This is a genomic window from Chitinophaga sp. SYP-B3965 (genome assembly GCF_009647655.1).
Taxonomy (GTDB): domain Bacteria; phylum Bacteroidota; class Bacteroidia; order Chitinophagales; family Chitinophagaceae; genus Chitinophaga.
On the sequence record NZ_WJFD01000004.1, the window covers coordinates 109,271 to 135,845 of the forward strand.

The following is a 26,575-nucleotide window of genomic DNA, read 5'->3' on the forward strand; positions in this document are numbered from 1 at the left end:
TTGCAGGAATGGATACCATTCGCTGCAGGATAAAAGAAAATTCAACCATTGCCCGAATAGCTGCCTGGAAGATGAAAGGCGGCAATATTGCTATTGTTTTTGGGCGGGTAATTCATTTACATGGGGTTAGCCGGGAGCGTTTCCTGGCTAATACCCGTTGGGTACGGCATGAGGTTTGCCATGTAAAACAGTACATGGAAAATGGCTTTTGGCGGTTTTTATGGCTATATATAGGAGACTGGATGAGGGTTGGATATTACGCGAATCGCTTTGAAAAGGCCGCCAGGCTTGCAGAGAGCAATGTTCGGGAATTGGATGGCGTAGAAATTACCTAAAGATTCGTTAAAACGAAACCCTTAGTGGAAAAAAAAGTTGCAACGCGGTTATTTTCCTTATTTTTACGGTAAAGGTTGATCATTATGGTAAAGAAAGTCACCGAAGGCATTACCATCAGCGTGGAAACGTTCTACCAGCCAGATTATTCCAATCCTATAGGTAGCGAGTTTATGTTTGCTTACAGGATCACCATAGAGAATAATAATACGTTTCCTATCAAGCTGTTAAGGCGCCACTGGTATATAATTGACTCAAATGGCTCCCACCGGGAAGTGGAGGGAGAAGGTGTTGTAGGGGTGCAACCACTGCTGGCACCATCAGAAAGCTATCAATATGTTTCAGGTTCCAACCTGCGCACGGAGATCGGGAAGATGTACGGCACCTATCAAATGGAAAACCAGCTGAATAAGAAATTATTCGAAGTAAAGATCCCGGAATTCCAGATGGTAGTTCCTTTCAAAATGAACTAAGGCCTGTACTTCGCCTCATTAAATATACTTATCACATCCTTCGTACCTAATAGCTTCTCCAGCGTTACATCAGGATGTTTTTCCATGAACTTTTTAACAATGCGGTATCCTGTGAATGAACCGATCTGACCGGGTACTTCTCCGGGTAATCCCTGTGTAGATGGCCCTTCTCCCGTATAACGCACAATATCCTGCCAGTCAGTTGTATACAGTAATTTATTCTGCACAAAGTATTGCCAGATCATCTGCTCATTCTCTTTACAATATTTCAATTGTTCTTTCGTGTAGCCTATCCTGATATCTTCGGGTACTTCCGGTAATACTTTCTCCAGGAAATACTGCTGCTTTCCTAATTCTATGAAACGCTCTATCAGCTTCACATTTTTATCATTCAGGGGAAAGTAGTTCTGGTATAATACCTTCATCACATTCGGTGTAATATTTTCTGGGGTGAACTTCCTCACGATATAATCAGGATAATCGGGTACCATGCCATAGATCGGGAAATCTGCTCCCATGTGCATATCCAGCCCTATGCCCAATATGGAATCTACCGTAATCGCAGCATAATTGCCGATGGCAGACATGAAGGTGATCACCCTCTTTGGTGCATGAAAAGCAGGCAGATAATATTTAGTAAGGCGAAAGGCCTGTGTGAGTTCTGCTTCCAGGGGCTTTATATCCGCAAAATGCACATCCACAGAATCCTGCAAAGCACGGAAATCCTTATTGGTAAGGAATTGATGTACCTGGGGTTCCAGCAGCCGGTTGGTATCAGACAGGGGGCCGAAGTTCATGATATCCTGTATGTAAGTAGGAAGGAATTCAGGATAATTAGGTTTCAGCAATTTTAAACCTTCCGCTACGTTATTGGTATCTATGAAGAAAAACTGGTTGTCAAAACGTTCTATGGTGACGTTGATCGGAATATGACTCACATTGGGCACATTTACCTTCGTACCGCAGCCAGATATCAGTAACACCACTAAAATGCCACGCAGGATATTTTTATTCGAGTAATTTTGCATCGCCTATTAAAATTGTAGAAATGGTAAAAATATTGAATAAGAACGTATTATCGAAATCTTTGATCTTCGTATTTGCATGTGTAGCCCTTTGCAGTAACCTTAACGCTCAAACACTGAGTGACCGGGCTTCCGGAGAAATTGGCCGTAAGGTACGGTTTGGTTTTAAGATCGACCCGGGAGTTTCCATCATGCGTCCACAGGAAAACGGTATAGAACGTAACGGGGGTAAATTTTATTTCAGCTACGGGATCATGGCAGATTTCTTCCTGGATGAATCCGGTAATTATGCCATTGCTTCCGGTTTGCAGATCAGCCATATGGGAAGTGTATTGATGTATGATGCCGGTAAAGGACTTGATAAATACAAAGCGGATCCTACCGAATATGATCTGCGTTTGCAGTATGTGGAGGTGCCCTTTGCGCTGAAACTTAAAACCAATACAAACAGCGGCATCGGCATCTGGGGCCAGTTTGGCACTTATGCCGGTTTCCCGATAAGAGCGAAGGCCAATGTGATCAGTGGTTTGCAGAAGTTTGAAAAAGAAAGTGTGCTACGGGAGATAACCCCTATCAATGCAGGTTTGCTGCTTGGCGCCGGGATTGAATATCCACTCACAGAAACCCTCACGGGCATAGTAGGTTTCAATTTCCAGAACGGCTTTGTGGACGCCACAAAAAATGGCAAATGGGACGATGGTAAAGTGAACATTAACAGTTTCGTATTGCGTTTAGGGGTGTATTTTTAACCGTACCTTTGCAGAGATAAAAACGAACGGATGAAAATCTTTTTAGCCCAGCAGAACTACCACATCGGGAACTTTGAAGCGAATACGGCAAAGATCATTACTGCCATTAAAGAGGCAGAGCAGCAGGGGGCAGACCTCGTAGTGTTCTCTGAATTGTGCGTGTGTGGTTATCCGCCAAGAGATTTCCTGGAGTTTGAGGATTTCATTGCAAAGAGTTACGCCGCTATTGATGAGATCAAAGCACATACTTCCAAAACGGCCGTACTGGTGGGTGCTCCCCACAAGAACCCCGTCAGAGAAGGGAAAGACCTGTTCAATGCAGCCTGGTTCCTCTATGAAGGTGAGGTGAAACAGATCATTCATAAAACCTTACTGCCCACTTACGATGTGTTTGATGAACACCGCTATTTTGAACCGGCGTATGAATGGAACATCGTGCCCTTCAAAGGGAAGAAACTGGCGGTTACCATCTGTGAAGATATCTGGAACCTTGGCAACAATCCATTATACCGCATCTGCCCGATGGACCATCTCATGGAACAGGCACCGGATGTAATGCTCAACCTCTCTGCTTCTCCTTTTGATTATGATCATGATGAAAGCAGGAAAGAGATCATCCGGGAAAATGTGCGCAAGTACCGCCTGCCCATGTACTATTGCAATACAGTAGGCTCACAGACGGAGATCGTGTTTGATGGCGGCTCGCTGATCTTTGACGGGCAGGGCAATATCGTAAAAGAACTGCCCTATTTTGAAGAAGCGATGGCGGGTGTAGACCTCAACTCCCTCGCAAAAGCAGATATCGCCACGGCCGTACCTTTCCATGGTACATCAGATATCACGGCACTGGAATTTGATCATAACATCCACCGCATCCATGATGCGATTGTATTAGGGATCAAGGATTATTTCGGGAAGATGGGCTTTAAACAAGCCATCCTGGGGTCTTCCGGAGGAATAGACAGCGCTGTTACTTTAGCCCTGGCTGTAAAAGCACTGGGCAAAGAAAATGTAAGGGCTGTAGCCATGCCTTCCCCTTATTCAACAGAACATTCCGTAGATGATGCCGTTGCGCTTTCCAAAAACCTGGAAACCCCTTTCGACATCATCCGCATCAATAACATTTACGAAACTTTCCTGGATACGCTGGACCCCTTCTTCCATGGCCTGCCCTTTAATGTGGCGGAAGAAAATACACAGTCCCGCATCCGTGGAAACCTGCTGATGGCCTTGTCTAACAAGTTCGGGTATATCCTGCTGAACACTTCCAATAAGAGTGAATTGAGCACAGGTTACGGGACGTTGTATGGAGACATGGCCGGAGGGCTTTCCGTTCTGGGAGATGTATATAAGATGCAGGTATATGCCCTCGCGGAATATATCAACCGGGAGAAAGAGATCATTCCTGCTAATATTATTCATAAAGCCCCGTCGGCAGAACTCAGGCCCAATCAGAAGGACAGTGATAGCCTGCCGGATTATGCTATATTGGACAGGATCCTGTACCAGTATATAGAACGCCGCCAGGGACCCCGTGAGATCATCGCGCAGGGCTTTGATGCTGCGCTGGTGGCCCGTACCCTGAAGATGGTGAATACCAATGAATACAAACGCAACCAATTCTGCCCCATTATCCGCGTGAGTTCCAAAGCCTTTGGTGTAGGACGCCGTGTACCGATCGTAGGGAAATATTTGAGTTAAAGTTATCTTTGTCCAAATCCAATAGGAAAATACAGATGTTACAGGTACAATTTATTCGTCAAAACAAAGAGCTGGTACTGGAAAGACTAGGGGTGAAGAATTTTAAAGAACCCGGACTGGTAGAAGAAATACTGGCATTAGATGATCAGCGCAAGAAGCTGACGCTGGAGTATGATGACACACAGGCGAAAGTAAATTCGGCCTCCAAAGAGATCGGAAAGCTGATGGCATCCGGTGATAAAGCCGCTGCGGAAGCGCGTAAACAGGAAGTAGCCAATTTCAAACAAGCCCTTGGTCCTATCAATGAATCACTGGCTGCTACAGAAAAATCACTGCACGATACACTGGTAAAACTGCCTAACCTGCCCGGTGCAAATGTACCAGCGGGTAAAACCCCGGAGGACAATGTAGAAGTACGCGGCGGCGGCGCTAAGCCTGTATTGGCACAAGGCTCCGTACCTCACTGGGACCTGGCTAAGAAATATGACCTGATAGATTTTGAACTGGGTAACAAGATCACCGGCAGCGGTTTTCCTGTATATAAGAACAAAGGCGCCCGTTTACAACGCGCACTGATCAGTTATTTCCTGGACTTCAACACCGCAGCGGGTTACATAGAAATGTTACCGCCTTACCTGGTGAATGAAGCATCTGCTTACGGAACCGGCCAGTTGCCGGATAAAGAAGGCCAGATGTATTTTGTAACAGAAGATAATTTTTACCTGATCCCTACAGCAGAAGTACCCGTTACCAATATTTACCGCGATGAGATCCTGAAGGAATCAGAACTGCCGGTAAAGATGACGGCCTATACGCCCTGTTTCCGCAGAGAGGCTGGTTCATATGGTAAGGACGTACGTGGTCTGAACCGTTTGCATCAGTTTGAGAAAGTGGAACTGGTACAGCTGGTACATCCGGACAAATCTTATGCGATATTAGAGGAGATGGTGATACATGTGGAAAAACTCATACAGTCCTTAGGGTTACCCTACCGCATTCTGAACCTTTGCGGAGGAGATATGGGCTTTACAGCTGCACAGACCTACGACTTTGAAGTATACTCTGCTGCACAGGAAAAATGGCTGGAAGTAAGCTCTGTATCTAACTTTGAGAACTATCAGACCAACCGGATGAAGATCCGTTATAAGGATGAGAATGGTAAGAACCAGCTGGTGCATTCTTTGAACGGCAGTTCCCTGGCATTACCAAGAATTCTGGCCTGTTTATTGGAGAATAATCAAACGCCTGAAGGCATTAATATACCGGAAGCGTTACAACGATATTTTGGAAGCGACCGCATAAGCAACGGTTAAGTATTTTATGCTATTTTGTTAACAGGTCCAAAAATGCAAATTATGAAGAAAACACTTGGTCAACTCTTTCTGATTGCAGTTGTATTATATGGATGCGCTAAAGGCATCAATCCTAATGATACCGCAAAAGTAGAAGCAGCTTTTTCAAAGTATGAAGATTCAGATGGTAAATCCATCTTCCGCGAGAAATGCGCAAAATGTCACGGTTACAGGATCCCTGAAACGCATACAGCGGGTCAGTGGCCTAAAATTATTGACAGGATGGCCTCTAAAGCAAAACTCACTGCTGATCAAAAATCGGCTGTATTGGCTTTTGTGACCAAACATGCGAAAGCATCCTGAGTTGTTACTTAAATGAACTTGAAAGGCGACCCCACCGGTCGCCTTTTCTATTATATTTGTATCCATGCAGCACTTCCTTCCCAATGGCAAAAAGCTGGTGATCCGCAGGCCGGAAGTCAGCGATGCGCAGGCTTGCCTGGACTGCTTTCTGCAATTGACGCAGGAAACAGATTTCCTGCTGTACACCCATGAAGAAGCAAAGAAATTTGACCTCGCGGCAGAAGAAGCTTTCATCCGTTCTTACCTTCATCATCCGGATAATTTATTCCTGATAGCAGAAGCAGATGGAGAAGTAGTAGGTACCTTAAGCCTGAACCAGGCACGTTTTCAGAAGCAAAAACACATGGCCCTGATGGGCGTGGCCGTATTGCACAGGTACTGGAATATGGGTATTGGCAGGCGATTACTTACCGCCGCCATCCGCTGGGTGGAAGAGCATCCGCATATTACCACCATTCATTTTGAAGTATTGGCCACCAATGAGCGGGCCATTCAATTATACCGTAATTTTAATTTTATTGAACATGGCCGTATACCACAGGGCCTGAGGCAAACGAATGGAGACTGGATAGACCTGGTGGTGATGAGTAAACGGATCAAACATTAATACCTATGCAAACTTACCAGGGAACTTATGCTTATGATTCTCCGGACAATGTTCAACCGGCAGCCATAACGGCCACCGGTAAACGAATTGAGATCCATCTGAAAGATGCAGATGGTAATCCCCGTACTGTATTCTGGTATTGGTATAATGTAGTGCCCGGAAAAGAAACCTATGGTGGCTGCACCCTTCATCACACAGGGCTTCCACAGCAAACCCTGCATGTTTCCTCCAATGAATTTGCTGCCTTCGCGTTGCAAAAAATGAAACATACTGCGCCTAATAATGCTTTAGCAGTTATGTTGGGTGCAGGTGTTTGTGTGATAGCATTGATTGCCATTGCGTGGTTCTGGTTATTACCTTTCGCTGCCGGCCGTGTGGCCAATACGCTACCTATTGAATACGAAGTGAAATTCGGAGAGCAATCTTACAACACCCTCATCAAAGATTTTAAAGTATTGCCTGAGCAAACAGAGCAGGCAAACGCATTCTATAAGGCCATGAATATTTCTTCCGCTTACCCCATACAGATCACCGTGGTGGAAAAAGCAGAGACAAATGCATTCGCTATTCCGGGCGGGCATATTGTAGTATTCAGTGGTTTATTGCAACAAATGCAACACCCGGAAGAACTGGCGGCATTGCTGGCACATGAATATTCACACGTGCAATTGCGGCATACTACCCGTTCCCTGGTACAAAGCCTGGGCACTTATGCCATGATCTCCATGGTGTTCGGTGATGTTACAGGGCTGGGGGCTGTGATCGTAGAAAATGCCAATACCCTCAAAAGTCTGGAGTATTCCCGCAAACTGGAAAAGGAAGCTGATCTGAATGGATTGCAATTGCTGCAACAGCGAAAAATTAACGGAGAAGGATATATCTGGTTATTCACTACCTTGAAGAAAGGTACAGGTTCAGGCGCCGCTACTTCAGAATGGCTAAGCAGTCATCCGGACCTTGAACGCCGCATGGAATATGTAAAAAGCAAACTTGTTGGAGTGGCTCCCATACCGGTTTCTGCCCCTATGCAAATAATTTGGAAGCAATTAAAAGCAGATTATTGACAGCAATAAAAAAATGCCGAAATTAGAGTAGAGAATACATCATATGAACCGATACGACCGACAAATTCGCCTGAATGGTTTTGGGCCAGACAAACAGGATCTGCTTCATGAAGCTGCTGTACTGGTAGTAGGTGCAGGTGGCCTGGGAGTGCCTGTACTGCAATATCTTACGGCAATGGGAGTGGGGAAGTTAGGGATCATTGAGCAGGATGCCATCTCTATCACCAATCTTCACCGCCAGGTTTTATATCGCACGGAGGATGATGGTAAACCGAAATTGCAAACGGCCATCAACCGCCTGAAAGAGCTGAATCCTGAAGTGAATTTTGTTGCACACAATACTTTCCTCACTACCGCCAATGCATTGGATATTGTAGCGAAGTATGATCTCGTGATAGATTGTTCCGATAACTTTGGTACACGTTACCTCGTGAATGATGCCTGCGTAATATTGGGCCGGCCATTTGTGTCCGGCGCTATTTTCGAATTTGAAGGGCAGGTGAGCGTATTTAATTACCAGGGCAGTGCCACTTACCGCTGCCTGTTCCCGGAACCAGGTATTGCACCGGATTGTAACGCCGTGGGCGTATTGGGTGTTTTGCCAGGAATTATAGGTTGCTACCAGGCCAACGAAGCTGTAAAAGTGATCTGCAACATCGGGGAGCCTTTGGCCAATCAGTTGTTAACGATCAATATCCTGGATAATACACAACAGATCTTTACTTTTCAGAATATCCCTGCCAACCACAAGATCAGTGAACTGCAGGAGAGTTATGGGGATAGTGTTTGCGATCCTCAGCATATGCAGCATCTTTCTGTAGAGGAATTACAACAATGGCTGGAACAGGGCATTGATTTTCAGTTAGTAGACGTGCGCGAAAAAGAGGAATGGGAGATCTGTCATATTGAGGGGGCCCTCCATATTCCTATGCGCCGTATTGAGGCCTCCATTGCCGGTCTTGCCAAAAAGAAACCCGTTGCCGTGATCTGCCATCACGGAATGCGCAGCAAAGCAGTAGCGCAACAACTGGTACAATCCGGTTTTAATGAGGTTTTTAATGTAACAGGCGGCATCCACGCCTGGGCCCTTGAAATAGACAAGAATATGAACGTCTATTAAATTCTCCCCCCTCTCTGGAATGAATTTTGTACTTTTTAGGAGAACCGGGCACACCCGGTTAAACTTTGCACGCATTAGTACGTCTCACTATCTATAAATTCTTTTGCATATGGCTGTTGTTCCAGAACAAACACAATTGCAGCACCTTGCCTGGAGAGCGGGATTTGGCGAAAGCCTCCCGGTAATTAATTCCTGGGCAAAGAAAAGGAGGAAGGAAGTAGTACGAAAGCTGATCCTTGGTCCTGAAGCTGCACTTGATCCCGTTAAAGTAATTGATGAAACTGATCTGCCGGATTACCAGCGCCAGCGTAATATGGGCGCAGAAGAACGCAAGGCAGTACAGAAAATGAACACAGATGGCATCAAAGACCTGAACGTGATGTGGACGCACGCCATGATCAATAATCCGCATCCCCTGCGGGAAAAAATGGCGCTCTTCTGGCACGGCCATTTTGCCTGCCGCACGCAAAACGTGCTTTTCAATCAACAGCTGTTACAAGTGATCCGCCAATACGGGCTGGATAATTTTGGCGGCCTGCTGCGCGAAGTGTCTAAAACACCCGCTATGCTGGCCTTCCTCAATAACCAGCAGAACCGCAAGCAAAAACCAAATGAGAACTTTGCCCGTGAAGTGATGGAATTATTCACCATGGGTCGTGGTAATTATACGGAAACAGATGTGAAAGAAGCAGCCAGGGCTTTCACCGGTTGGGGATATGATGAAGTGGGCCAATTCAAGTTCAGAAAGAACCTCCACGATGAAGGCACTAAAACCCTGCTGGGTAAAACCGGTAAGTTTGATGGAGATGATGTGATCAACATCCTGCTGGAACAAAAGCAAACAGCAAAGTACATCACCACCAAGATCTACCGCTACTTCGTCAATGAAGAAGTGAACGAAGCACACGTTAATAAACTCGCTGATAAATTCTATTCGTCTAATTATGATCTGCGTGCCCTCATGCAGGAGATCTTTTTAGCGGACTGGTTCTATGAAGAAAAGAACATCGGCAGCAAGATCAAATCTCCCGTGGAATTGCTGGTAGGATTGCGTAAATCCATCCCCATGCAATTTGAACAGGAAGAAGCGATGCTGGTATTCCAACGTGTGATGGGCCAGGTATTATTCTATCCGCCCAACGTAGCCGGCTGGCCTGGCGGACGCAGCTGGATAGACAGTTCCAGCCTGATGTTCCGCATGCGCGTACCACAGATCATTTTGTATTCGCAGGAATTTAATATCCGCCCTAAAGAGATCACACCAGAAATGGGAGAGGGCGCGAATTATAAAATGACGATGCAGGTGAATGAGTTCCTGAAAAAGCAATATGCACGAAGAGTGAATGCAAAGGTGGACTGGAATCCTTACCTGAAGGACTTCGAAGACACCCCGCGCGAAAAACTCGCCGATCAGATCGCGCAGTCTTTGCTGCTGAAGAATAATTCGATCAATAAAGAATTACTGGAAAAATATTCGGATAGTTCCTCACGTGAGAATTACATCAAAACAGTTACCATTGATGTAATGAGCACGCCGGAATACCAATTGTGTTAAACTGAAATCCGTAGTACTATGCAAGTTAACAGACGCAGGTTCTTACAAGTAGGATCACTCGCTTCAGCCAGCCTGATGCTGCCTAAATTCCTGAAAGCCATGGAGCAGGGCAACCTGGTCCCTCCCGGCAACAAAGTATTGGTAGTAGTACAACTATCCGGCGGCAATGATGGTCTTAATACCGTGATCCCTTACCGCAACGATATTTACTATAAAATGCGCCCTACCCTCGGTATCAAAAGAGAGCAGGCGCTGGCGCTCAACGATGAGCTGGGTATCCATCCCGCACTGAAAAGTTTCAAAGCTTTGTATGATGATGGCTCATTAGGTGTTCTCAATAGTGTAGGTTATCCTAATCCGGACCGTTCGCATTTCCGTTCTATGGATATCTGGCAAAGCGCCAGCGATTCCAAAGATTACTGGGGTACCGGCTGGTTAGGCCGTTACCTGGATGCGCAATGTAAAGGATGTGACATGCCAACGCAGGCGCTGGAAATAGATGATACACTCAGCATGGCTTTGAAGGGAGATGCCGTGAAAGGCCTTGCCCTCACAGATCCGCAACGTTTATTCGGCGCCAGCAATGATCGTTATTTCAAAGAGTTGCTGAAGCAATCTCATGAGGATGAACATCAGAATGTAGGGTATCTCTACAAAACAATGGCGGAAACTATTTCTTCTGCCGCTTACATTCAGCAACAGTTTAAAACATACAAGAGCAAGGAGTCATATCCTGCTACAGAATTAGGCCGCAATATGAAAACCATTGCGGAGCTGATCATGACGGATATCAATACCAGTGTTTACTATGTTTCGCATGGTAGTTTTGATACGCATGTGGGGCAGCAGGGACAACAGCAGCGATTGTTTGAGCAATTGAGTGATGCTTTGCAGACGTTCACTACTGATCTGAAAAAGAATGATCGTTTCAAGGATGTGCTGGTGATGACCTTCTCTGAATTTGGCCGCCGTGTGGGGCAGAATGCAAGTGGTGGTACGGATCATGGAACAGCGAATAATATGTTCCTGATAGGTGGTGGCTTGCAGCAGAAAGGTGTGCTGAATGAAGGCCCGGATCTGAATAATTTACAGGAGGGTGATCTGCAGTATAAAGTAGACTTTAAGAATGTATATGCTACCCTGCTGAAGAAGTGGCTGGGAGCGGATGATCAGGCGATCCTTAAAAAACAATACGAACATTTATCATTCATATAGTTTGTTGAAGAACCTGAATTTTGCTTATGAAGAAAGAAGCCGCCTCGATTGTGTTCGAAGGCGGCTTCAGATTTTTTATTTAAGACCCCTTCGGGGTCGGGGGTATTTTTTTACTGAAATTTAACTCCTGATTGGCTTTTACTTTTATACTTTAAAACCCACCCCGGAGAGGTGTTTTAATTGAAACTTAGCTCTTGATTAGCTTTTACTTTTATACTATAAAACCCACCCCGGAGGGGGTGTTTTTTGAAATTTGCTCTTGAGCGGCTTTTGCTTTTATACTATAACCAATTCCGGAGGGTGTTTTTTTATTGCAATTTAACTCCTGAGTAGGTTTTACTTTTATACTATAACCTACCCCGGAGGGGGGGTGAAATTAGCTCCTAAGCGGCTTTTGCTTTTATACTATAACCAATTCCGGAGGGTGTTTTTTTATTGCAATTTAACTCCTGAGTAGGTTTTACTTTTATACTATAACCTACCCCGGAGGGGGTGTTTTTGAAATTAGCTCCTAAGCGGCTTTTACTTTTATACTATACCCCCGAAGGGAGGTGTTTTTTATTGAAATTTAACCCCTGAGCAGCTTTTACTTTAATAGTATAAAACCCCACCCCGAAGGGGTGTTTTGATTGAAACTTAGCTCCCGGGCTACTTTTTATTGAAAGCCCTCAAGGCGCAGCTTTTACTTTTTATCAGAAGAAACCGCCTCATCATAAGCCGCCTTCGCCACTTTCGCAATCACTCCCTCTCTCGTTGCCTCATCGGCCTTACTCATAGACACAAACACCACAATCGCCAGCTTCTGGCCATTCGGCAGGAAAATGATCCCTGCATCATTGGTAGCAGCATACACCCCATCCTTACTCCCGGAAGTTCCCGTTTTATGCGCCACCACCACATTAGCCGGTAAAAGCCCCTTGATCCTGTGCGGCCCTGTAGAAGTCTCCGTCATGATCTTCCAAAGGAATGCATTGGTAGTTTTAGACAAAGCAGTGCCTTTGTTCAGGATCTCCAGCAGATCAACGATGGCGGTGGGTGTACTCCAGTTGGTAAATTGCACATCCCAGGAAGAAGCCATTTTAGCTTCGCTGGCGGCAATAGCAATATCCTTTACGCCCAGGCTGTGAATATATTCATCGATGGCACCTTCCCCACCGGCAAGGTCTATCAGCACATCACAGGCAATATTATCACTCTGCGAAACCATGAGGCTCAGCAAATGGGATAAAGTAACATCCATATTGCCGGCAGGAAATGAATCCCGCAGCGGGCTATGCGTATCCGGCACCATCCATTTTTTATCGATATAGATCTTTTGCTCCAGTTGTAATCTCCCCTGATCTACCTGGTGCAGGAGTGCCATGGCGATAGGGAATTTGAAAACACTATGCATGGCGTAATTAGTGGTATCATTAAAAGTGACCGTATCCCGGGTATCAAGATTACGGATAGATACGCCAACTTGTCCATCTATGGTAGCGGCGATCTGGGCTATCTGCAAACGGAGCCTGGAATCTGTGGAAGACTGAGTCGTGGGCGCATGGCACGCAGCCAGTACCAGTAAAGTGGTTGCGGATAAAACAGTGAATTTCATGGATGTAAGTATTTGGAAACGGAAGATAAAGGATAACGCGCATTCGTTTTGCTGTCATTTTGGCAAGTTTTTCATGTGGCTTGTTTTATGCGATAGAGGGGGAATAAAGAAGGAGGTTATATGGATGCGTATTCTGAAATCATCCATCATGCAGTAGAAGCTGCGAGCAGATCAGTTGTGAAGATAGAACGGCTGGATGCTCAAAGGAAAGTGACCGGAACCGGTTCGGGGTTCTTCTTTTCTTCTGATGGTTATTTATTTACGAACTCTCATGTAGTGCACAACGGCAGCTTTTTCAATGTAATGCTGCACGATGGCACTGTTTACCCCGCTACACTGGCGGGTGAAGATCCGGATACGGACATTGCCATCCTCAAATCTACGGCGTACGACTTTCAGGCAGCACAATTGGGCGACACAAACGATTTGCAGATCGGCCAGCTGGTGATTGCCATTGGTAACCCCATGGGCTTTCAGCATACTGTAACAGCAGGTGTGGTGAGTGCTTTAGGACGTTCCTTACTAAGTGAAACCGGCAGGTTAATGGATGACCTTGTGCAAACGGATGCGGCTTTAAATCCGGGAAACTCCGGTGGGCCGCTGATCAATTATAAAGGAGAAGTGATTGGTGTGAACACCGCTATGATCCGTGGCGCGCAGGGATTGTGTTTTGCGATCAGCATTAACACAGCCCGTGTGATAGCAGCGGAACTGATGAAATCCGGTAAAGTGAGAAGGGCTTATCTGGGCATGATGCTGCAACAGATCAACCTGGTGCCGAAGTTGCGCAGTGGCCTGGAGTTGAAGAACAAGAGCGCACTTTTTGTAACAGGTGTGGAAGCTGGCAGTCCGGCTGGAAAAGCGGGGATTGCAGATGGCGATATCATTGTGTCTTTCAATGACAACCCGGTAGAAACATCGGATGCATTATTCCGTCAGCTGGACCGTGAGAAGATCGGGCAATTCCAGTACATCCGCGTGATCCGCCAGAATCGTTTACTGGAACTGAGGGTAACGCCCACAGAGAAAAAAGCGGCTTAAAATTTTGCGGTCATCACTGACGAACCAATGATGACCGCAATTTTTTTATGGGTAATTCCTGTAGATCAATTTAAAATATCCATCCGTTACCTGCTTCAGCGATCCATCGTTCATACTCACCAGGGTGCCGCTAAACTGCCCTACTACCGTAGAGTCCTTCATTTCATGGATGGTTACGGACAAGTTGCCAAAGTTATAGTCAGCGCCTATCAGTTCCAGTGAGGGATTCATTTCCATGATCATTTCCGTACCATAGGTGGCGTTTGTATAAACACCAGGTGTTAATGTAGGATACGGAGAAGTGATGCGGATATTGATAGCGTCCCTGTTATAGGTATAACCCGTGATCAGCATTTCTGAATGATCATTGTCGGGATCAGCATCCGAGAGATTACCGGGAGAATAAAACACCCGGTGGACCTGTTCGGATAGGACTACTGCGTTATCCATCTTGAAAGAGATGAACTTACGCTGTGGCGCAACATCCGTGTCGTCTTTACAAGCTGTCAGCAATAGTGCAAATGCAGCTATTCCTAACAGGGTTAATTTCGTTGGCATAGGTAAAATATTTAAATATTGTCTATCGGCGCCTGCTTTTGCCGGCCAATACGGTATAGTACATAACCCATCACAGCAAAAAAGAGCACACCCAGTATCTGGTAACCACCGGCCCCAAACAAACTGGAAAGACCATGTTCCGCGCTGATGGACTTTAGGCCATCCGCTACTGTTTCGTTCACAGATAAAACAGCTACCACTACACCAGCTACTGCTCCTCCCGCTACGAGCCCTGTGGCAAAGAGATTGCCCTTACCCAGTTCCTCTTCTTCAGCGGTTAGTTTAATGCCGGAACGTTTCTGTTTCCACTCAACCAATCCACGGATCGCACCTCCTACAAAGATAGGCAAAGTAGTAGCCAGTGGAAGATAAACCCCTACGGCAAAAGACAGGGATTTTATGCCGCACAGTTCCAGTGTTATTGCAATGAACACACCAACCAGTACAAACTGCCAATCCAGATCGCCACCCAGGATGCCTTTGATGAGCGTAGCCATCAAAGTAGCTTGTGGGGCAGACAGATCTTCTGTTCCGATGGCGTGATGAATTCCGTTCGCCACCATTTCCCTTGTGGGGGTATCCAGGATATGCACTGTCCAGCCGATCACGAGGGAAGAAACAATAGCGCCGATAAATAACGCAATTTGCTGGTTCCTTGGTGTGGCGCCTACAAGATATCCTGATTTTAAATCCTGGGAAGTGGCGCCGGCATTCGCTGCAGCGATGCAGATCATACCTCCAACCACCAGGGCCATGGGTTCAAATACTTTCCCGGTCCATCCTACTGCTATGAATATCAGGCAGGTACCCATAATGGTGGCAATGGTCATCCCGGAAATAGGGTTATTGCTGCTACCGATCAATCCTACAATGCGGCTGCTCACTGTTACGAAGAAAGCGCCGAAGATCACAACCAGCAAACCTATCAGGAGTTTATTCCAGATGGATTCTCCGGGGATTTGCGGCAATAATGCCATCAATATCACCAGTGCAAGACTGCCGAATATCACGAATTTGAAAGAGATATCTTTTTCTGTTCTTGGTACTTCTGCCCCTCCTTCCTTTTTTTCTTTCAGGGAACCCATGCTGTCTTTGAAAGAAGATATGATGGTTGGAATGGTTTTGATGAGGGTGATGATACCACCTGCTGCTACAGCGCCTGCACCAATTTGTTTCACATAAGCTGCGTAAATGGCGCCGGCAGAATCTGCAAAAGTACGGGTAATAGGATTCCAGCCTCCGCTACCGCCGGCGGTATCCAAATTGGCCAGGAGCCCCAGTTTCACCAGTTGCGTGGCAATGATCTCGTTGGGAACAAGGGATGCCAGCAAGGGAATGAGGCAAAGCCAGGACAGTACGCCACCGGCCACCAGTACACCAGCAATCCTTGGCCCGATGATATAACCCACACCAAGATATTCAGGTGTAATGTCGCCACTCAGCCTCGCAGAGGGGAATACTTTATTGGCCTGGGCCGTAATAAAAGCAGGTGTTTCTGAGATCACGTGGAACACTCTTTGCAACATGGCATAGGCCAATGCAAAACCAAGGCCCAGGAAGGCTGTTTTGGCAAACTCCCCGCCTTTTTCACCAGCTTTCAGCACAGAGGCGCAGGCCGTACCTTCCGGATAGGGGAGTGTATCGTGTTCTTTTACAATGAGGGAACGCCTTAGAGGGATCATCATGAGCGTGCCCAGGATCCCTCCGAAAATAGCGAGTATGAGGATGGTGACGTAATCGAAATATGCTTCCCCGCCACTGATGCCAAATTCATTGGCAGAAAGGAAGAGAAATCCCGGCAAAGTGAATACCACGCCCGCGGCGATGGATTCTCCCGCAGAACCGGTAGTTTGAATGATATTGTTTTCGAGAATGGTGGTTTTGAAGAATTTGCGGCCTAACGTGATGGCTATCACGGCAATAGGGATAGATGCAGAAACAGTTAAGCCTGCTTTCAGGGCCAGGTAAACAGTGGCGGCGCCGAAGATCACACCTGCAAGACATCCCAGCAGGATGGACTTGAGGGTCAGTTCTTTCATCTTCACTTCAGGCGCAACAAAGGGTTTGAATTTGGTGTCTGACATAAGAAAGGTTGATAATCATTAAATATAGTAATAATAAATCAAAAGGGATACAAGTTGCCTTGTATCCCTTCAATATATAAGTTAAGATTTATTTTGATTCGTGCATCCATCTTCCCAAAAAGCGGGTCAGGAAGAAGAGGATGAGAGAGGCAACTCCCGCCATCACAACGAATAACATGAAAAAGTCGTAGAGTGAGGAGATGGAATAACCCAGGAAATGGGTGGTTTCGCCGGGAGGCGGGTACAAAGCACTCAATTTACCGGCTAATACATTCGCGGCAGCATTGGCCATGAACCATACCCCCATTAAGAGAGAGGCAAAACGTACAGGGGCCAGTTTATTTACCAGGGAAAGGCCAATAGGAGAAAGGCATAATTCACCCCAGGTATGTAAGGCATACATGCTGGTGAGCCACATCATATTTACTTTCTGCTGGGTAGGATTCTTTACGCCCATGGCTATCACTAAGAAACCCACTGCCAGTAAAAGCAAACCTATGGCCATTTTAGTAGGAGAATTCGGCTCTATTTTACGTTTGCCCAGGAACAGCCAGATAGCTGCAAACAACGGTGCAAAGATCACCACGAAAGCAGAGTTCAGGGATTGGAACCAGGAAGGCGGAACGGTAAAGTTCAGGAAAGGAATATCGCGGTCTGTTTGCTCATTGGCAAAGAAGGACAAAGAAGCCCCCGCCTGCTCAAATGCGCTCCAGAAGAAGATCACAAAGAAGGATACGATCAGGATCACACCCACTTGCTGCCTTTCAACAGTGCTCAGTTCTTTATCTGAAAAGATCACAAACAGGATCACTGCCAAACCCACTATCAGGAGAACGGTGATATCAACGATCTGATCAGCATGCAGATAGAGCAATCCAATTGCAGCTGCGGCGATGGCTAATATAAAGATCACAGACTTCAGGGAGAACGTTTTTTTAAGGAAGTGACTTTTGCCTTCCATACGTTCAGGGATAACCCCTACCGGTTTGCCATCATGAGATACAAGGTGTTTTTCCTGCAACAGTTTCATGGTGATCACGCTGAGTAACATGCCTATGCCTGCTGCCAGGAAAGCCCATTTGAAATCAGCAGGATTGCCTGTGTTACCTACAAGGCCGCAAATGAAGGGCCCGAGCATACCACCCACATTGATGCCCATGTAGAAAATGGTATAAGCAGCATCCTTTCTTGTATCTGTTTTAGCATACAGCTGCCCTACCAGGGAAGAGATGTTGGGTTTGAAAAAACCGTTACCGGCAATCATTAACCCTAATCCGGTATAGAACAACAGCCTGGATAGTTCCGGAGATGCCTGCAGTTCTGTGTAATAGCTGGCAAAACCAAATAAGAAGAACTCTGCCAGTGCCATGAAGAGACCACCTATAATAATAGATTGCCTGTTACCCCAATATCTGTCTGCTACATATCCCCCGATCAAGGGAGTAAGGTAAACAAGGCCGGTATAACCACCGTATAAATTAGAGGCAAAGGGTTTTGAGTACAACAACGCATCCGTCATAAAATAGATCAGGATGGCTCTCATTCCGTAGTAGTTGAAACGCTCCCACATTTCAGTGGCAAACAACACGTACAGCCCTTTCGGGTGCCCTTTCGGAGTAGCAGTTTGATTCATAAATGGTCAGTTAAATTTTGTTGTTTTCTGTGACGATAAGTTGACTATAAGCAGTATCAATATAAAATTTGCGCTGAAAGATAAAGAAAATCAGGCATCTCCATTAAAAAAGTGGCTTTTTTGACCGTACTTTGCAAAAATTTTCCGCTGGTTAAACATCGGTTATTATTATTGTAACTGGGATTCCCCTCATAACATTACGTTTCAATCCATTATGAATATTTTACTGTTAGGAAGTGGTGGCCGGGAGCACGCGCTGGCCTGGAAGATAGCACAAAGCACTGCATGTACACACTTGTATATTGCCCCTGGAAACGCAGGAACGGCAGCATATGGCACTAATGTGAACATGGGTGTAAGTGATTTTGAGAAGATAAAAAGCTTCTGCCTGGATAACCAGATAGATATGCTGGTGCCCGGTTCTGAGGAACCACTGGTAAATGGCGTATATGATTTCTTCAAGGCAGATGCGGCTTTACAGCATATTCCGGTGATCGGTCCTTCCCAGGAAGGCGCGCAAATGGAAGGCAGTAAAGCGTTTGCGAAGTTATTTATGCAAAGGCACAACATCCCCACCGCTGCATACCGGGAATTCAGTGAAGCTAATTTTGAAGAAGGCGTAGCCTATATCCGCCAGCATGCAGTACCTATTGTATTGAAAGCAGACGGATTAGCAGCCGGTAAAGGTGTAGTTATTACATCTTCTCATGATGAAGCTGTACAGGAGTTTGAAGAAATGATCCGGTCCGCCAAGTTTGGAGAGGCCAGTAAAAAAGTAGTGATAGAGCAGTTCCTCACGGGTATAGAATTGTCCGTGTTCGTACTCACAGATGGTAAACACTATAAGATCCTGCCTACTGCAAAGGATTACAAGCGGATAGGAGAAGGAGATACCGGTTTGAACACAGGAGGTATGGGTGCTGTTTCACCTGTTCCGTTTGCACAGGGTGCATTTATGGAGATGGTGGAAGACCGCATCATACGCCCTACAGTAGAAGGTTTAGCTAAAGAGCACATCATTTATCATGGTTTTATATTCTTTGGACTGATCAAAGTGGAAGGAGAACCCTTTGTGATTGAATACAATTGCAGGATGGGTGACCCGGAAACAGAAGTGGTGATCCCGCGCCTGCAGAACGATCTGCTGGAATTATTCACAGCCGTACAAAAGCAGTCCCTCAACGAAATGACGGTGTATGAGGATCCCCGCGCAGCAGCTACCGTGATGCTGGTGAGCAAAGGATACCCTGAAGCATACGAAAAAGGGAAGGTGATCACGGAAATACCAGCCCCTGCAAAGGATCAACTGGTGTTCCATGCAGGTACCAAAGCAGATGGAGATCAGGTACTTACAAACGGTGGCCGTGTGATAGCGGTTACATCTTTGGCAAGCGATTTGCAGCTAGCGCTCACCCACTCGAGGCAAACTGCCGAGCGCATTCAATTCGATGGCAAGTATTATAGGAGAGATATTGGATATGAATTTGTTAGTTAACAACTTCGTACATCTATCAGGTATAGATTATGTATAGTTGAGAAAATCCAATAATTGCATCGTATATTCGTTAGAATTATTCATTTTTGCATTCAAATATTTTTGACCGTATCAAACAATGGGCTTCTTTAACTTTTTAACTCAGGAGATTGCAATAGACCTTGGAACTGCCAATACACTGATCATTCATAATGATTCAGTTGTAGTAGACGAGCCTTCCATTGTAGCTATAGAAAGAGCCAGTGGCAAGATCGTTGCTGTAGGCAAAAAGGCGATGATGATGCATGAGAAAACGCATGAGTACCTGCGTACGATCCGTCCGTTGAAAGACGGTGTGATCGCAGATTTCAATGCGGCGGAAGGCATGATCCGGGAGCTTATCAAAATGATATACCCCAAAAAGCCATTGTTTGCACCAAGCTGGCGCATGGTAATTTGTATCCCTTCCAGCATTACAGAGGTAGAAAAACGTGCGGTGCGCGATTCTGCTGAGCAGGCGGGCGCTAAAGAAGTTTATCTGATCCATGAACCAATGGCTGCTGCCCTTGGTATAGGTATAGACGTAGAAGAACCTGTTGGTAATATGATCATTGATATCGGAGGTGGAACCACTGGTATCTCTGTAATTGCCCTGGCAGGTATCGTGTGTGACCAGAGTATCCGTATTGCCGGTGATGAGTTCACCGCTGATATCATGGAAGCCCTGCGCCGCTATCATAGCCTGCTGATCGGTGAAAGAACCGCTGAGCAGATCAAGATCGGCATCGGTTCTGCCCTGAAAGAACTGGATAACCCACCGGATGATATGCCGGTGAATGGCCGTGACCTTGTAACAGGTATCCCCAAGCAGATCATGGTATCTTACCAGGAGATCGCAGAAGCCTTAGATAAATCCATCTTTAAAATAGAAGAAGCCATCCTGAAAGCGCTGGAAACAACGCCTCCGGAGCTGGCATCAGATATCTACCGCCGTGGTTTATACCTTACCGGTGGTGGTGCATTGTTGCGCGGTTTGGACAAGCGTTTGGCCCAAAAGATCAAACTGCCTGTGCATGTAGCAGATGATCCGCTGCGCGCAGTTGTAAGAGGTACAGGTATTGCCCTGAAACATATTGGCAAGTATCCATTCCTGATGCAATAAAATTAGTACAGTCCCGGCAGGCCTCCCTGCCGGGATTGAAAAATCCGGAATCCTAAGACTCGAACCACAGTGCGAAATCTGATCATTTTCTTAAGGCGGTATTTCAACTTCTTTCTGTTCCTGCTGCTGGAAGTGATTTGCTTTATATTCGTATTCAGGAACAACAACTTCCAGCGTACTGTATACCTCAACTCTGCCAGTAGCATCAGCGGCAAGCTGTACACCAAATACAATGGCGTACAATACTACTTCCATCTTCAATCTACCAACGACAGTCTCGTAAAGGAAAACGTCCGTCTCCACAATGAACTGGCCTCCAGCTTCGATACCCGCGATACCGGTACCTTTATCAAATACGATACTTTAAGGAAATACAGTAATGACACGGCACGTAAACTGCTGAGCACCGAAATGCGTAAATACCTTTACCGGGAAGCCAAGGTGATCAACAACTCTGTGAACCGGGAGATCAATACCATCACTATCCGCCGTGGCAGCAAAGACGGTATCCGTCCGAATATGGGTGTGATAGGGCCGGATGGAGCAGTGGGCGTAGTAAGGAGCGTAAGTGAAAACTATGCCGTAGTGATCTCGCTGTTATATAAATCAACCGGCGCCGCTAACAACTCTAACTTTGGCTTTAGTGCCAAGCTGAGGAACTCCGGTGAAATAGGCACGGTGTACTGGGATGGCGCCAGTGGTGGTTATGGTTATATGAAAGATGTGCCCCGCAGTGCCAGATTGCATAAAGGCGATACCATCATCACCAGCGGATTCTCTGCTGTGTTCCCTGAAAATATAGCCGTAGGCTATATTGATACCTTCCGTTTGTCAGACAAGTCCAGCACTTCCTACAGCATCCGGATGAAATTTGCTACCAACTTTTACAACCTGCAATATGTGTATGTGATCGAAAACCTGCTGCGCGATGAACAAACGCGGCTGGAAGATTCTACACGCAACCTGCTAAAATGAGCGTACTGTTAAGAAATATTATCCGTTTTATACTACTGATACTTTTCCAGGTAGTGGTGCTAGATCGTATCCTGATCGAGCAGCATGTGAATCCTTATCTGTACATGCTCTTCATTTTGTTATTACCTTTTAACCTGCCCCGGCCGGCTTTGCAGCTCCTGGGTTTTTTACTGGGTATTACCCTGGATATGTTCTCGGATACATTTGGCCTGCATGCTGCTGCCTGTGTGTTCATTGCTTATCTGCGCCCGTTCATTCTAAATATCCTGTCGCCCCAGGGAGGGTTTGAAGTAACCCAGCGAACACCCTCTGTAACAAGTATGGGTACCTCGCAATATGCTATCTATGTTTCCGTTCTAGTACTGCTACACAACATCGTATATTTTTGCCTGTCCGTTTTTAGTTTTGCCGATCCCTTGTACCTGTTGCTGAAAATAGTGTTGTCCACTGTGGTGAGCCTGTTTTTGGTACTGATATATGAGCTGTTGTTCTTTAGCAGGAAATAAGCATATAATTATTTAATTTAGTTACCTGCATGTCTGTTTATAATCAGCCCAGAAAAAGAGTTATTCAAATGATCATCCTTGGCATGGTAACACTTATCGTGGTAAGGCTGTTCTTTTTGCAGGTAGTGGAAACTAAATACTCCAAACTTGCGGATGCCAATGCGGTACTCAAGAAAGTGATCTATCCCAGCCGGGGGATCATCTATGACCGCAAAGGGAGAAGCATTTTGCGCAATGAAGCCTTGTACGACCTGATGGTTATACCCGCCAGCGTCAAAAAAATAGATACTGCTTATTTATGTGAGATACTGAAGATAGACATGGAGGAATTCCGCAAACGGATCACCAATGCTATCAGAAGAGAAGGGCGTGTACGCCAATCCGTGTTTGCCAGTTTGCTGCCGCCGGAAACTTACGGTAAGCTCCAGGAAAGCATGTACCTCTTTCAACCCGGATTTGAATTATTACTTCGCCCCGTACGTTCTTATCCTTATGGCGCAGGCGCTAATTTCCTGGGTTATATAGGAGAGATCAATACCGAACAGTTGAAAAAACCGGCTTACAGTGCATACCAGCAGGGAGATTACATGGGCATTACCGGATTGGAAAATACGTATGAGAGCACACTCATGGGGCAACGGGGTATCCAGTATCTCGTAAAAGACAACCTGAACAGGCCACAGGGGCCACTGGAAAACGGAGAGTTTGATACGATTGCCATCGCCGGTAAGAATTTACGCCTGGCGCTGGATGTTGAATTGCAGATCCTGGGTGAGCAGATGATGAAAGGAAAGGTGGGCAGTATTGTTGCCATAGATCCTGCAACAGGAGGTATCCTGGCCATGGTGAGCGGCCCTACTTTTGATCCAAACTTATTATCAGGTTCCTATAAAGCCCTCAACCTCGGAAAGCTGATGGTAGATACTACCTCCCCGATGCTGAACAGGGCCATCCAGGCTTCTTATGCACCAGGTTCCACTTTTAAACCGGTGACCGGTTTGATTGCTTTGGATGAAGGAGTGATCACACCTGCTTTTGGATATCCCTGTGCTGGTGGTTATGCACAATGCGGACGGTTCATTGCCTGCACGCACAAAAATCCGGGTCACGCATCCAGCCTCCGGGTAGCCATGGCCAATTCCTGTAACTCTTATTTCATGCACCTCTACCGTTTGTCTGTAGATAACAATAAATGGGGCGGCACCATGAAAGGACAAGTAAAATGGACGGAGTATCTCAGCAACATGGGCTTTGGTCACAGGCTGGGTATTGATATCCCGAATGAAAAACCAGGTGTAATACCAGATACCGCACGCATGAACAGACGGTATACCGGCCGCTGGAATTCCTGCTCTGAAGTATATGTGGGAATGGGGCAGGGGCTGTTAGATCTTACGCCGCTGCAACTGGCCAATGCCATGTGCATCATTGCCAACCGGGGTTCTTATTACATCCCGCATTTTGTGGAAAGTATAGACACGGATAAATCTGACCTGCTTAAAAAGTATAAAGAGAAACACGACGTAGCCGCTCACATCAGTGCGGAAGCCTTTTCCCAGGTAATTTTGGGAATGGAAGATGTGGTAGTACAGGGTACGGCAAGAGGTGCACAGATAGAAGGAATAGCTGTTTGCGGAAAAACAGGTACAGCAGAAAACTACGCCAGGGTGAACGGGGTGATGACGAAACAACCCAACCACTCCCTGTTTGTAGGCTTTGCACCAAAAGATAATCCGAAGATCGCTATTGCCGTGATCGTAGAAAATGCAGGTTTTGGTGCTACATATGCAGTGCCTATTGCCAGCATCCTGATGGAGAAATACCTGACGGATACGATCTCTGTAAAACGCAGACCTATCCTGCAAAGGATGATGGAAACCGTTACCATGTCTGCTCCCATGCGTGCCAAATCAAAAGTGGATTCTCTGAACAGCGTAAGTTATACGGCTACCGCTGGAGAAGAGCTTCTGAAAAAGATCCTATCAAATTAACCGATAAAAATGAACCGCTCTCAAGCGAAACTTACCGCAGGAATTGACTGGCCCATTTTTGGGTTGTACTTCGCATTGGTAGCAATTGGTTTAATGGCCATTTTTGCTGCTGAGTACAGAGAAGGGGATGATGTGATCCGTAACCTGCTGAGCCAGAATAAAAACTGGGCAAGGCAAGTACTGTGGCTGGGCGTATCCATGGTACTGGCCACCGGCATATGGTTAACGGATAGTAAGTTCTTTACTGCTACGGCTAATTTGTGGTATGCATTCGGGATGTTATTACTCCTGATCGTATTGGCCGTAGGTACCGGTGTGAAGGGTTCTAATTCCTGGCTGGAATTAGGCGGTTTCCGTTTTCAACCGGCAGAGCTCACAAAACTATGTACCAACCTGGCTTTGGCGAAATACCTTTCCTCGATGGAAACGGATTTCTCCAAAATGCGTTCCCGTTTGATTGCTGCGGCCATGGTATTAATTCCCTGTGCTATCATTATCCTGCAGGATGAAACAGGGCTTGCCTTAGTGTATTTCTGTTTCTTCCTCGTCATGTTCCGCGAAGGTTTGCCTGCCGCATTACTGGTAATTGCTTTTTCTGGTATCATCTTAGTATTATCTGCTTTGCTGGTAGATAAATACATCCTCTTATATATTTTCACTGGTATCGCTGCATTGGTGATCTACTTTTCCAGGAGGGAGATCAGGCGAAAGAAGACCAGGCTGGCCTACATCCTTTCTATCTGGGCTTTCTGTTCTGCTTTCGTACTGTTCATTGTACCTTTTGCTTTCACCAAAGTGCTGAAAGATTACCAGGTGCGCCGTATTGAAGTAATGCTGGGGAAAGAAAATGATCCCAAGGCTACTTACAATACCCGCCAGAGTATGATTGCCATTGGTTCCGGCGGCTTCTGGGGCAAAGGATACCTGAAAGGCACACAAACCCGTTTCGATTTTGTACCGGAACAAAGTACAGACTTTATCTTCTGTACCATCGGGGAAGATTTTGGTTTTATAGGAAGCATCATCTTCCTTGGATTATATGTTGCACTGCTGTTCCGGATCATTTTCATTGCGGAACGACAGCGGTCTACTTTCAGCCGCGTGTATGCGTATGGGGTAGCCAGTATTATCTTCTTTCACCTCGCCATTAATATCTCCATGACCATTGGTCTTGCACCCGTGATAGGGATTCCGCTGCCCCTGGTGAGTTATGGCGGTTCCTCCCTCATGACGTTCACCATGCTCATATTTATTATGTTAAGATTGGACGCGGACAGGCAAATGGTATTACGATAAGCCCTACTTTTGTTGTATGGCACGAATCATACCTTTATCAGAAGGAAGTTTTACGGTAGACGGAACCAAGAAATTCCTTCCTTTTGATGATCATAAAGATTCCATGAAAGACAGGACCAGCGGCTCTTTGCTGGTAGAGATCCAACCTTTCCTGGTGATCACGGACCGGGATATCCTTTTACTGGATTCCGGCCTCGGTTTCCGCAATGCCAACGGCGTACTGCAGTTACATCAGAACCTTATTGACGAAGGCATCAACCCTATGGAAGTGACCAAGGTGCTGATGAGCCATCTTCATAAAGATCATGCCGGCGGTATCAGTGTGCAGGACCTGATCACAGGAGAACGCAGTCTGAGTTTCCCGCATGCTACTTATTATGTGAACCGGCAGGAACTGGATTATGCATTTGCCAATGATGGAAAATCTTACCTCAAAGAAGAAGTAGACCTGTTGCCCAAGAGAGACAATGTAGTACTCACAGAAGGCAATGGCACCATAGATGGTTATATTCATTACGAAGTAACAGGCGGGCATTGCCCTTACCACCAGGTGTTCCTGATAGACGACGGAGAAGATAAAGTGTTCTTTGGCGGAGATGTGGCACCGCAGATCTCCCAGATGAAAAGCAGGTTCATTGCCAAGTATGATTACGATGGCAAACGCACCATGGAATTAAGACAGGAATATATGGAGAGAGGTAAAGCAGAGGGTTGGACTTTCCTGTTCTATCACGATACAAAGCAACCCACTACAAAATTCTGAT

At 46.1% G+C, this 26,575-nt stretch carries 24 protein-coding genes; 19 read left to right on the plus strand and 5 right to left on the minus strand.

Going from position 1 to position 26,575, the window contains the following annotated elements:
* The first annotated feature begins 8 nt into the window (after positions 1 to 8).
* Positions 9 to 335: a DUF4157 domain-containing protein gene (locus tag GFS24_RS21540; protein ID WP_153663124.1), complete on the plus strand. Its 327-nt coding sequence runs from the start codon at positions 9 to 11 to the stop codon at positions 333 to 335.
* Between the two features lie 84 nt (positions 336 to 419).
* On the plus strand, positions 420 to 806 hold the full coding sequence (gene apaG, locus GFS24_RS21545; RefSeq protein WP_146859995.1) for a Co2+/Mg2+ efflux protein ApaG: 387 nt from the start codon (positions 420 to 422) through the stop codon (positions 804 to 806).
* On the opposite strand, the gene GFS24_RS21550 is transcribed toward apaG, so the two are convergent.
* A complete protein-coding gene (locus GFS24_RS21550) occupies positions 803 to 1,834 on the minus strand; it encodes a hypothetical protein (protein WP_153663126.1) in 1,032 nt (343 codons plus the stop codon). The genes apaG and GFS24_RS21550 overlap by 4 nt on opposite strands.
* 20 nt (positions 1,835 to 1,854) lie before the next feature.
* Here GFS24_RS21550 and GFS24_RS21555 point away from each other — a divergent pair, with 20 nt between their 5' ends.
* From GFS24_RS21555 to GFS24_RS21595, 9 genes are all read left to right on the plus strand, one after another.
* Entirely contained in the window at positions 1,855 to 2,580 is a 726-nt protein-coding gene (locus GFS24_RS21555) for a porin family protein (RefSeq protein ID WP_153663128.1), read from the plus strand.
* 30 nt (positions 2,581 to 2,610) lie between these two features.
* A complete protein-coding gene (locus GFS24_RS21560) occupies positions 2,611 to 4,281 on the plus strand; it encodes an NAD+ synthase (RefSeq protein WP_153663130.1) in 1,671 nt (556 codons plus the stop codon).
* A 35-nt stretch (positions 4,282 to 4,316) separates the two neighbouring features.
* Positions 4,317 to 5,594, plus strand: a complete 1,278-nt coding sequence (gene serS / locus GFS24_RS21565; RefSeq protein ID WP_153663132.1) for a serine--tRNA ligase — start codon at positions 4,317 to 4,319, stop codon at positions 5,592 to 5,594.
* Between the two features lie 42 nt (positions 5,595 to 5,636).
* Positions 5,637 to 5,936, plus strand: coding sequence for a hypothetical protein (locus GFS24_RS21570; RefSeq protein ID WP_153663134.1), 300 nt, complete (start codon positions 5,637 to 5,639; stop codon positions 5,934 to 5,936).
* A 64-nt stretch (positions 5,937 to 6,000) separates the two neighbouring features.
* Positions 6,001 to 6,543 (plus strand): GNAT family N-acetyltransferase, encoded by a 543-nt coding sequence (locus GFS24_RS21575; protein ID WP_153663136.1) that lies wholly within the window; start codon positions 6,001 to 6,003, stop codon positions 6,541 to 6,543.
* A 5-nt stretch (positions 6,544 to 6,548) separates the two neighbouring features.
* Positions 6,549 to 7,607 carry a M48 family metallopeptidase gene (locus tag GFS24_RS21580; RefSeq protein ID WP_153663138.1) on the plus strand — a complete coding sequence of 353 codons (1,059 nt, stop codon included), beginning with the start codon at positions 6,549 to 6,551 and terminating at the stop codon, positions 7,605 to 7,607.
* 43 nt (positions 7,608 to 7,650) lie between these two features.
* Positions 7,651 to 8,727, plus strand: coding sequence for a ThiF family adenylyltransferase (locus GFS24_RS21585; protein ID WP_153663140.1), 1,077 nt, complete (start codon positions 7,651 to 7,653; stop codon positions 8,725 to 8,727).
* Between the two features lie 109 nt (positions 8,728 to 8,836).
* On the plus strand, positions 8,837 to 10,282 hold the full coding sequence (locus GFS24_RS21590; protein WP_173003151.1) for a DUF1800 family protein: 1,446 nt from the start codon (positions 8,837 to 8,839) through the stop codon (positions 10,280 to 10,282).
* An 18-nt stretch (positions 10,283 to 10,300) separates the two neighbouring features.
* Positions 10,301 to 11,497 carry a DUF1501 domain-containing protein gene (locus GFS24_RS21595; protein WP_153663142.1) on the plus strand — a complete coding sequence of 399 codons (1,197 nt, stop codon included), beginning with the start codon at positions 10,301 to 10,303 and terminating at the stop codon, positions 11,495 to 11,497.
* 682 nt (positions 11,498 to 12,179) lie between these two features.
* Here the strand turns inward: GFS24_RS21595 and bla are convergent.
* Positions 12,180 to 13,091 carry a class A beta-lactamase, subclass A2 gene (gene bla / locus GFS24_RS21600; RefSeq protein ID WP_153663144.1) on the minus strand — a complete coding sequence of 304 codons (912 nt, stop codon included), beginning with the start codon at positions 13,089 to 13,091 and terminating at the stop codon, positions 12,180 to 12,182.
* 120 nt (positions 13,092 to 13,211) lie between these two features.
* Here bla and GFS24_RS21605 point away from each other — a divergent pair, with 120 nt between their 5' ends.
* Positions 13,212 to 14,132, plus strand: coding sequence for a S1C family serine protease (locus GFS24_RS21605; protein WP_153663146.1), 921 nt, complete (start codon positions 13,212 to 13,214; stop codon positions 14,130 to 14,132).
* A 45-nt stretch (positions 14,133 to 14,177) separates the two neighbouring features.
* On the opposite strand, the gene GFS24_RS21610 is transcribed toward GFS24_RS21605, so the two are convergent.
* The 3 genes from GFS24_RS21610 to GFS24_RS21620 form a co-directional block, all read right to left on the minus strand.
* The gene (locus GFS24_RS21610; protein ID WP_153663148.1) at positions 14,178 to 14,690 is read right to left on the minus strand and encodes a hypothetical protein; all 513 of its coding nucleotides are present in this window, start codon (positions 14,688 to 14,690) and stop codon (positions 14,178 to 14,180) included.
* A gap of 11 nt (positions 14,691 to 14,701) precedes the next feature.
* Entirely contained in the window at positions 14,702 to 16,774 is a 2,073-nt protein-coding gene (locus GFS24_RS21615; RefSeq protein WP_153663150.1) for an OPT family oligopeptide transporter, read from the minus strand.
* A gap of 88 nt (positions 16,775 to 16,862) precedes the next feature.
* Positions 16,863 to 18,407 (minus strand): peptide MFS transporter, encoded by a 1,545-nt coding sequence (locus tag GFS24_RS21620; protein WP_153663152.1) that lies wholly within the window; start codon positions 18,405 to 18,407, stop codon positions 16,863 to 16,865.
* 214 nt (positions 18,408 to 18,621) lie between these two features.
* On the opposite strand from GFS24_RS21620, the gene purD reads away from it, so the two are divergent.
* From purD to GFS24_RS21655, 7 genes are all read left to right on the plus strand, one after another.
* Positions 18,622 to 19,902 carry a phosphoribosylamine--glycine ligase gene (gene purD / locus GFS24_RS21625; RefSeq protein WP_153663154.1) on the plus strand — a complete coding sequence of 427 codons (1,281 nt, stop codon included), beginning with the start codon at positions 18,622 to 18,624 and terminating at the stop codon, positions 19,900 to 19,902.
* Positions 19,903 to 20,020: 118 nt separating this feature from the next.
* Positions 20,021 to 21,043 carry a rod shape-determining protein gene (locus GFS24_RS21630; RefSeq protein WP_153663156.1) on the plus strand — a complete coding sequence of 341 codons (1,023 nt, stop codon included), beginning with the start codon at positions 20,021 to 20,023 and terminating at the stop codon, positions 21,041 to 21,043.
* Positions 21,044 to 21,112: 69 nt separating this feature from the next.
* Entirely contained in the window at positions 21,113 to 22,018 is a 906-nt protein-coding gene (gene mreC, locus GFS24_RS21635; protein ID WP_153663158.1) for a rod shape-determining protein MreC, read from the plus strand.
* The gene (locus tag GFS24_RS21640; RefSeq protein ID WP_153663160.1) at positions 22,015 to 22,524 is read left to right on the plus strand and encodes a rod shape-determining protein MreD; all 510 of its coding nucleotides are present in this window, start codon (positions 22,015 to 22,017) and stop codon (positions 22,522 to 22,524) included. Before mreC ends, GFS24_RS21640 begins: the two co-directional genes overlap by 4 nt.
* A gap of 29 nt (positions 22,525 to 22,553) precedes the next feature.
* A complete protein-coding gene (gene mrdA, locus GFS24_RS21645) occupies positions 22,554 to 24,515 on the plus strand; it encodes a penicillin-binding protein 2 (RefSeq protein ID WP_153663162.1) in 1,962 nt (653 codons plus the stop codon).
* A gap of 9 nt (positions 24,516 to 24,524) precedes the next feature.
* Positions 24,525 to 25,811, plus strand: a complete 1,287-nt coding sequence (rodA, locus tag GFS24_RS21650) for a rod shape-determining protein RodA (protein WP_153663164.1) — start codon at positions 24,525 to 24,527, stop codon at positions 25,809 to 25,811.
* A gap of 16 nt (positions 25,812 to 25,827) precedes the next feature.
* A complete protein-coding gene (locus tag GFS24_RS21655) occupies positions 25,828 to 26,574 on the plus strand; it encodes an MBL fold metallo-hydrolase (protein ID WP_253906552.1) in 747 nt (248 codons plus the stop codon).
* The last annotated feature ends 1 nt before the right edge of the window (position 26,575 follow it).

What these genes read in the sequence shown, in the direction of transcription:
- GFS24_RS21610 (WP_153663148.1), bottom strand. Translation starts at nt 14,690, where the DNA reads ATGCCAACGAAATTAACCCTGTTAGGAATAGCTGCATTTGCACTATTG.
- GFS24_RS21560 (WP_153663130.1), top strand. Translation starts at nt 2,611, where the DNA reads ATGAAAATCTTTTTAGCCCAGCAGAACTACCACATCGGGAACTTTGAA.
- rodA (WP_153663164.1), top strand. Translation starts at nt 24,525, where the DNA reads ATGAACCGCTCTCAAGCGAAACTTACCGCAGGAATTGACTGGCCCATT.
- GFS24_RS21640 (WP_153663160.1), top strand. Translation starts at nt 22,015, where the DNA reads ATGAGCGTACTGTTAAGAAATATTATCCGTTTTATACTACTGATACTT.
- apaG (WP_146859995.1), top strand. Translation starts at nt 420, where the DNA reads ATGGTAAAGAAAGTCACCGAAGGCATTACCATCAGCGTGGAAACGTTC.
- GFS24_RS21540 (WP_153663124.1), top strand. Translation starts at nt 9, where the DNA reads ATGGATACCATTCGCTGCAGGATAAAAGAAAATTCAACCATTGCCCGA.
- serS (WP_153663132.1), top strand. Translation starts at nt 4,317, where the DNA reads ATGTTACAGGTACAATTTATTCGTCAAAACAAAGAGCTGGTACTGGAA.
- GFS24_RS21655 (WP_253906552.1), top strand. Translation starts at nt 25,828, where the DNA reads ATGGCACGAATCATACCTTTATCAGAAGGAAGTTTTACGGTAGACGGA.
- GFS24_RS21555 (WP_153663128.1), top strand. Translation starts at nt 1,855, where the DNA reads ATGGTAAAAATATTGAATAAGAACGTATTATCGAAATCTTTGATCTTC.
- GFS24_RS21550 (WP_153663126.1), bottom strand. Translation starts at nt 1,834, where the DNA reads ATGCAAAATTACTCGAATAAAAATATCCTGCGTGGCATTTTAGTGGTG.
- GFS24_RS21595 (WP_153663142.1), top strand. Translation starts at nt 10,301, where the DNA reads ATGCAAGTTAACAGACGCAGGTTCTTACAAGTAGGATCACTCGCTTCA.
- GFS24_RS21590 (WP_173003151.1), top strand. Translation starts at nt 8,837, where the DNA reads ATGGCTGTTGTTCCAGAACAAACACAATTGCAGCACCTTGCCTGGAGA.
- bla (WP_153663144.1), bottom strand. Translation starts at nt 13,091, where the DNA reads ATGAAATTCACTGTTTTATCCGCAACCACTTTACTGGTACTGGCTGCG.
- GFS24_RS21620 (WP_153663152.1), bottom strand. Translation starts at nt 18,407, where the DNA reads ATGAATCAAACTGCTACTCCGAAAGGGCACCCGAAAGGGCTGTACGTG.
- GFS24_RS21570 (WP_153663134.1), top strand. Translation starts at nt 5,637, where the DNA reads ATGAAGAAAACACTTGGTCAACTCTTTCTGATTGCAGTTGTATTATAT.
- GFS24_RS21605 (WP_153663146.1), top strand. Translation starts at nt 13,212, where the DNA reads ATGGATGCGTATTCTGAAATCATCCATCATGCAGTAGAAGCTGCGAGC.
- GFS24_RS21575 (WP_153663136.1), top strand. Translation starts at nt 6,001, where the DNA reads ATGCAGCACTTCCTTCCCAATGGCAAAAAGCTGGTGATCCGCAGGCCG.
- GFS24_RS21630 (WP_153663156.1), top strand. Translation starts at nt 20,021, where the DNA reads ATGGGCTTCTTTAACTTTTTAACTCAGGAGATTGCAATAGACCTTGGA.
- GFS24_RS21580 (WP_153663138.1), top strand. Translation starts at nt 6,549, where the DNA reads ATGCAAACTTACCAGGGAACTTATGCTTATGATTCTCCGGACAATGTT.
- mrdA (WP_153663162.1), top strand. Translation starts at nt 22,554, where the DNA reads ATGTCTGTTTATAATCAGCCCAGAAAAAGAGTTATTCAAATGATCATC.
- GFS24_RS21585 (WP_153663140.1), top strand. Translation starts at nt 7,651, where the DNA reads ATGAACCGATACGACCGACAAATTCGCCTGAATGGTTTTGGGCCAGAC.
- GFS24_RS21615 (WP_153663150.1), bottom strand. Translation starts at nt 16,774, where the DNA reads ATGTCAGACACCAAATTCAAACCCTTTGTTGCGCCTGAAGTGAAGATG.
- purD (WP_153663154.1), top strand. Translation starts at nt 18,622, where the DNA reads ATGAATATTTTACTGTTAGGAAGTGGTGGCCGGGAGCACGCGCTGGCC.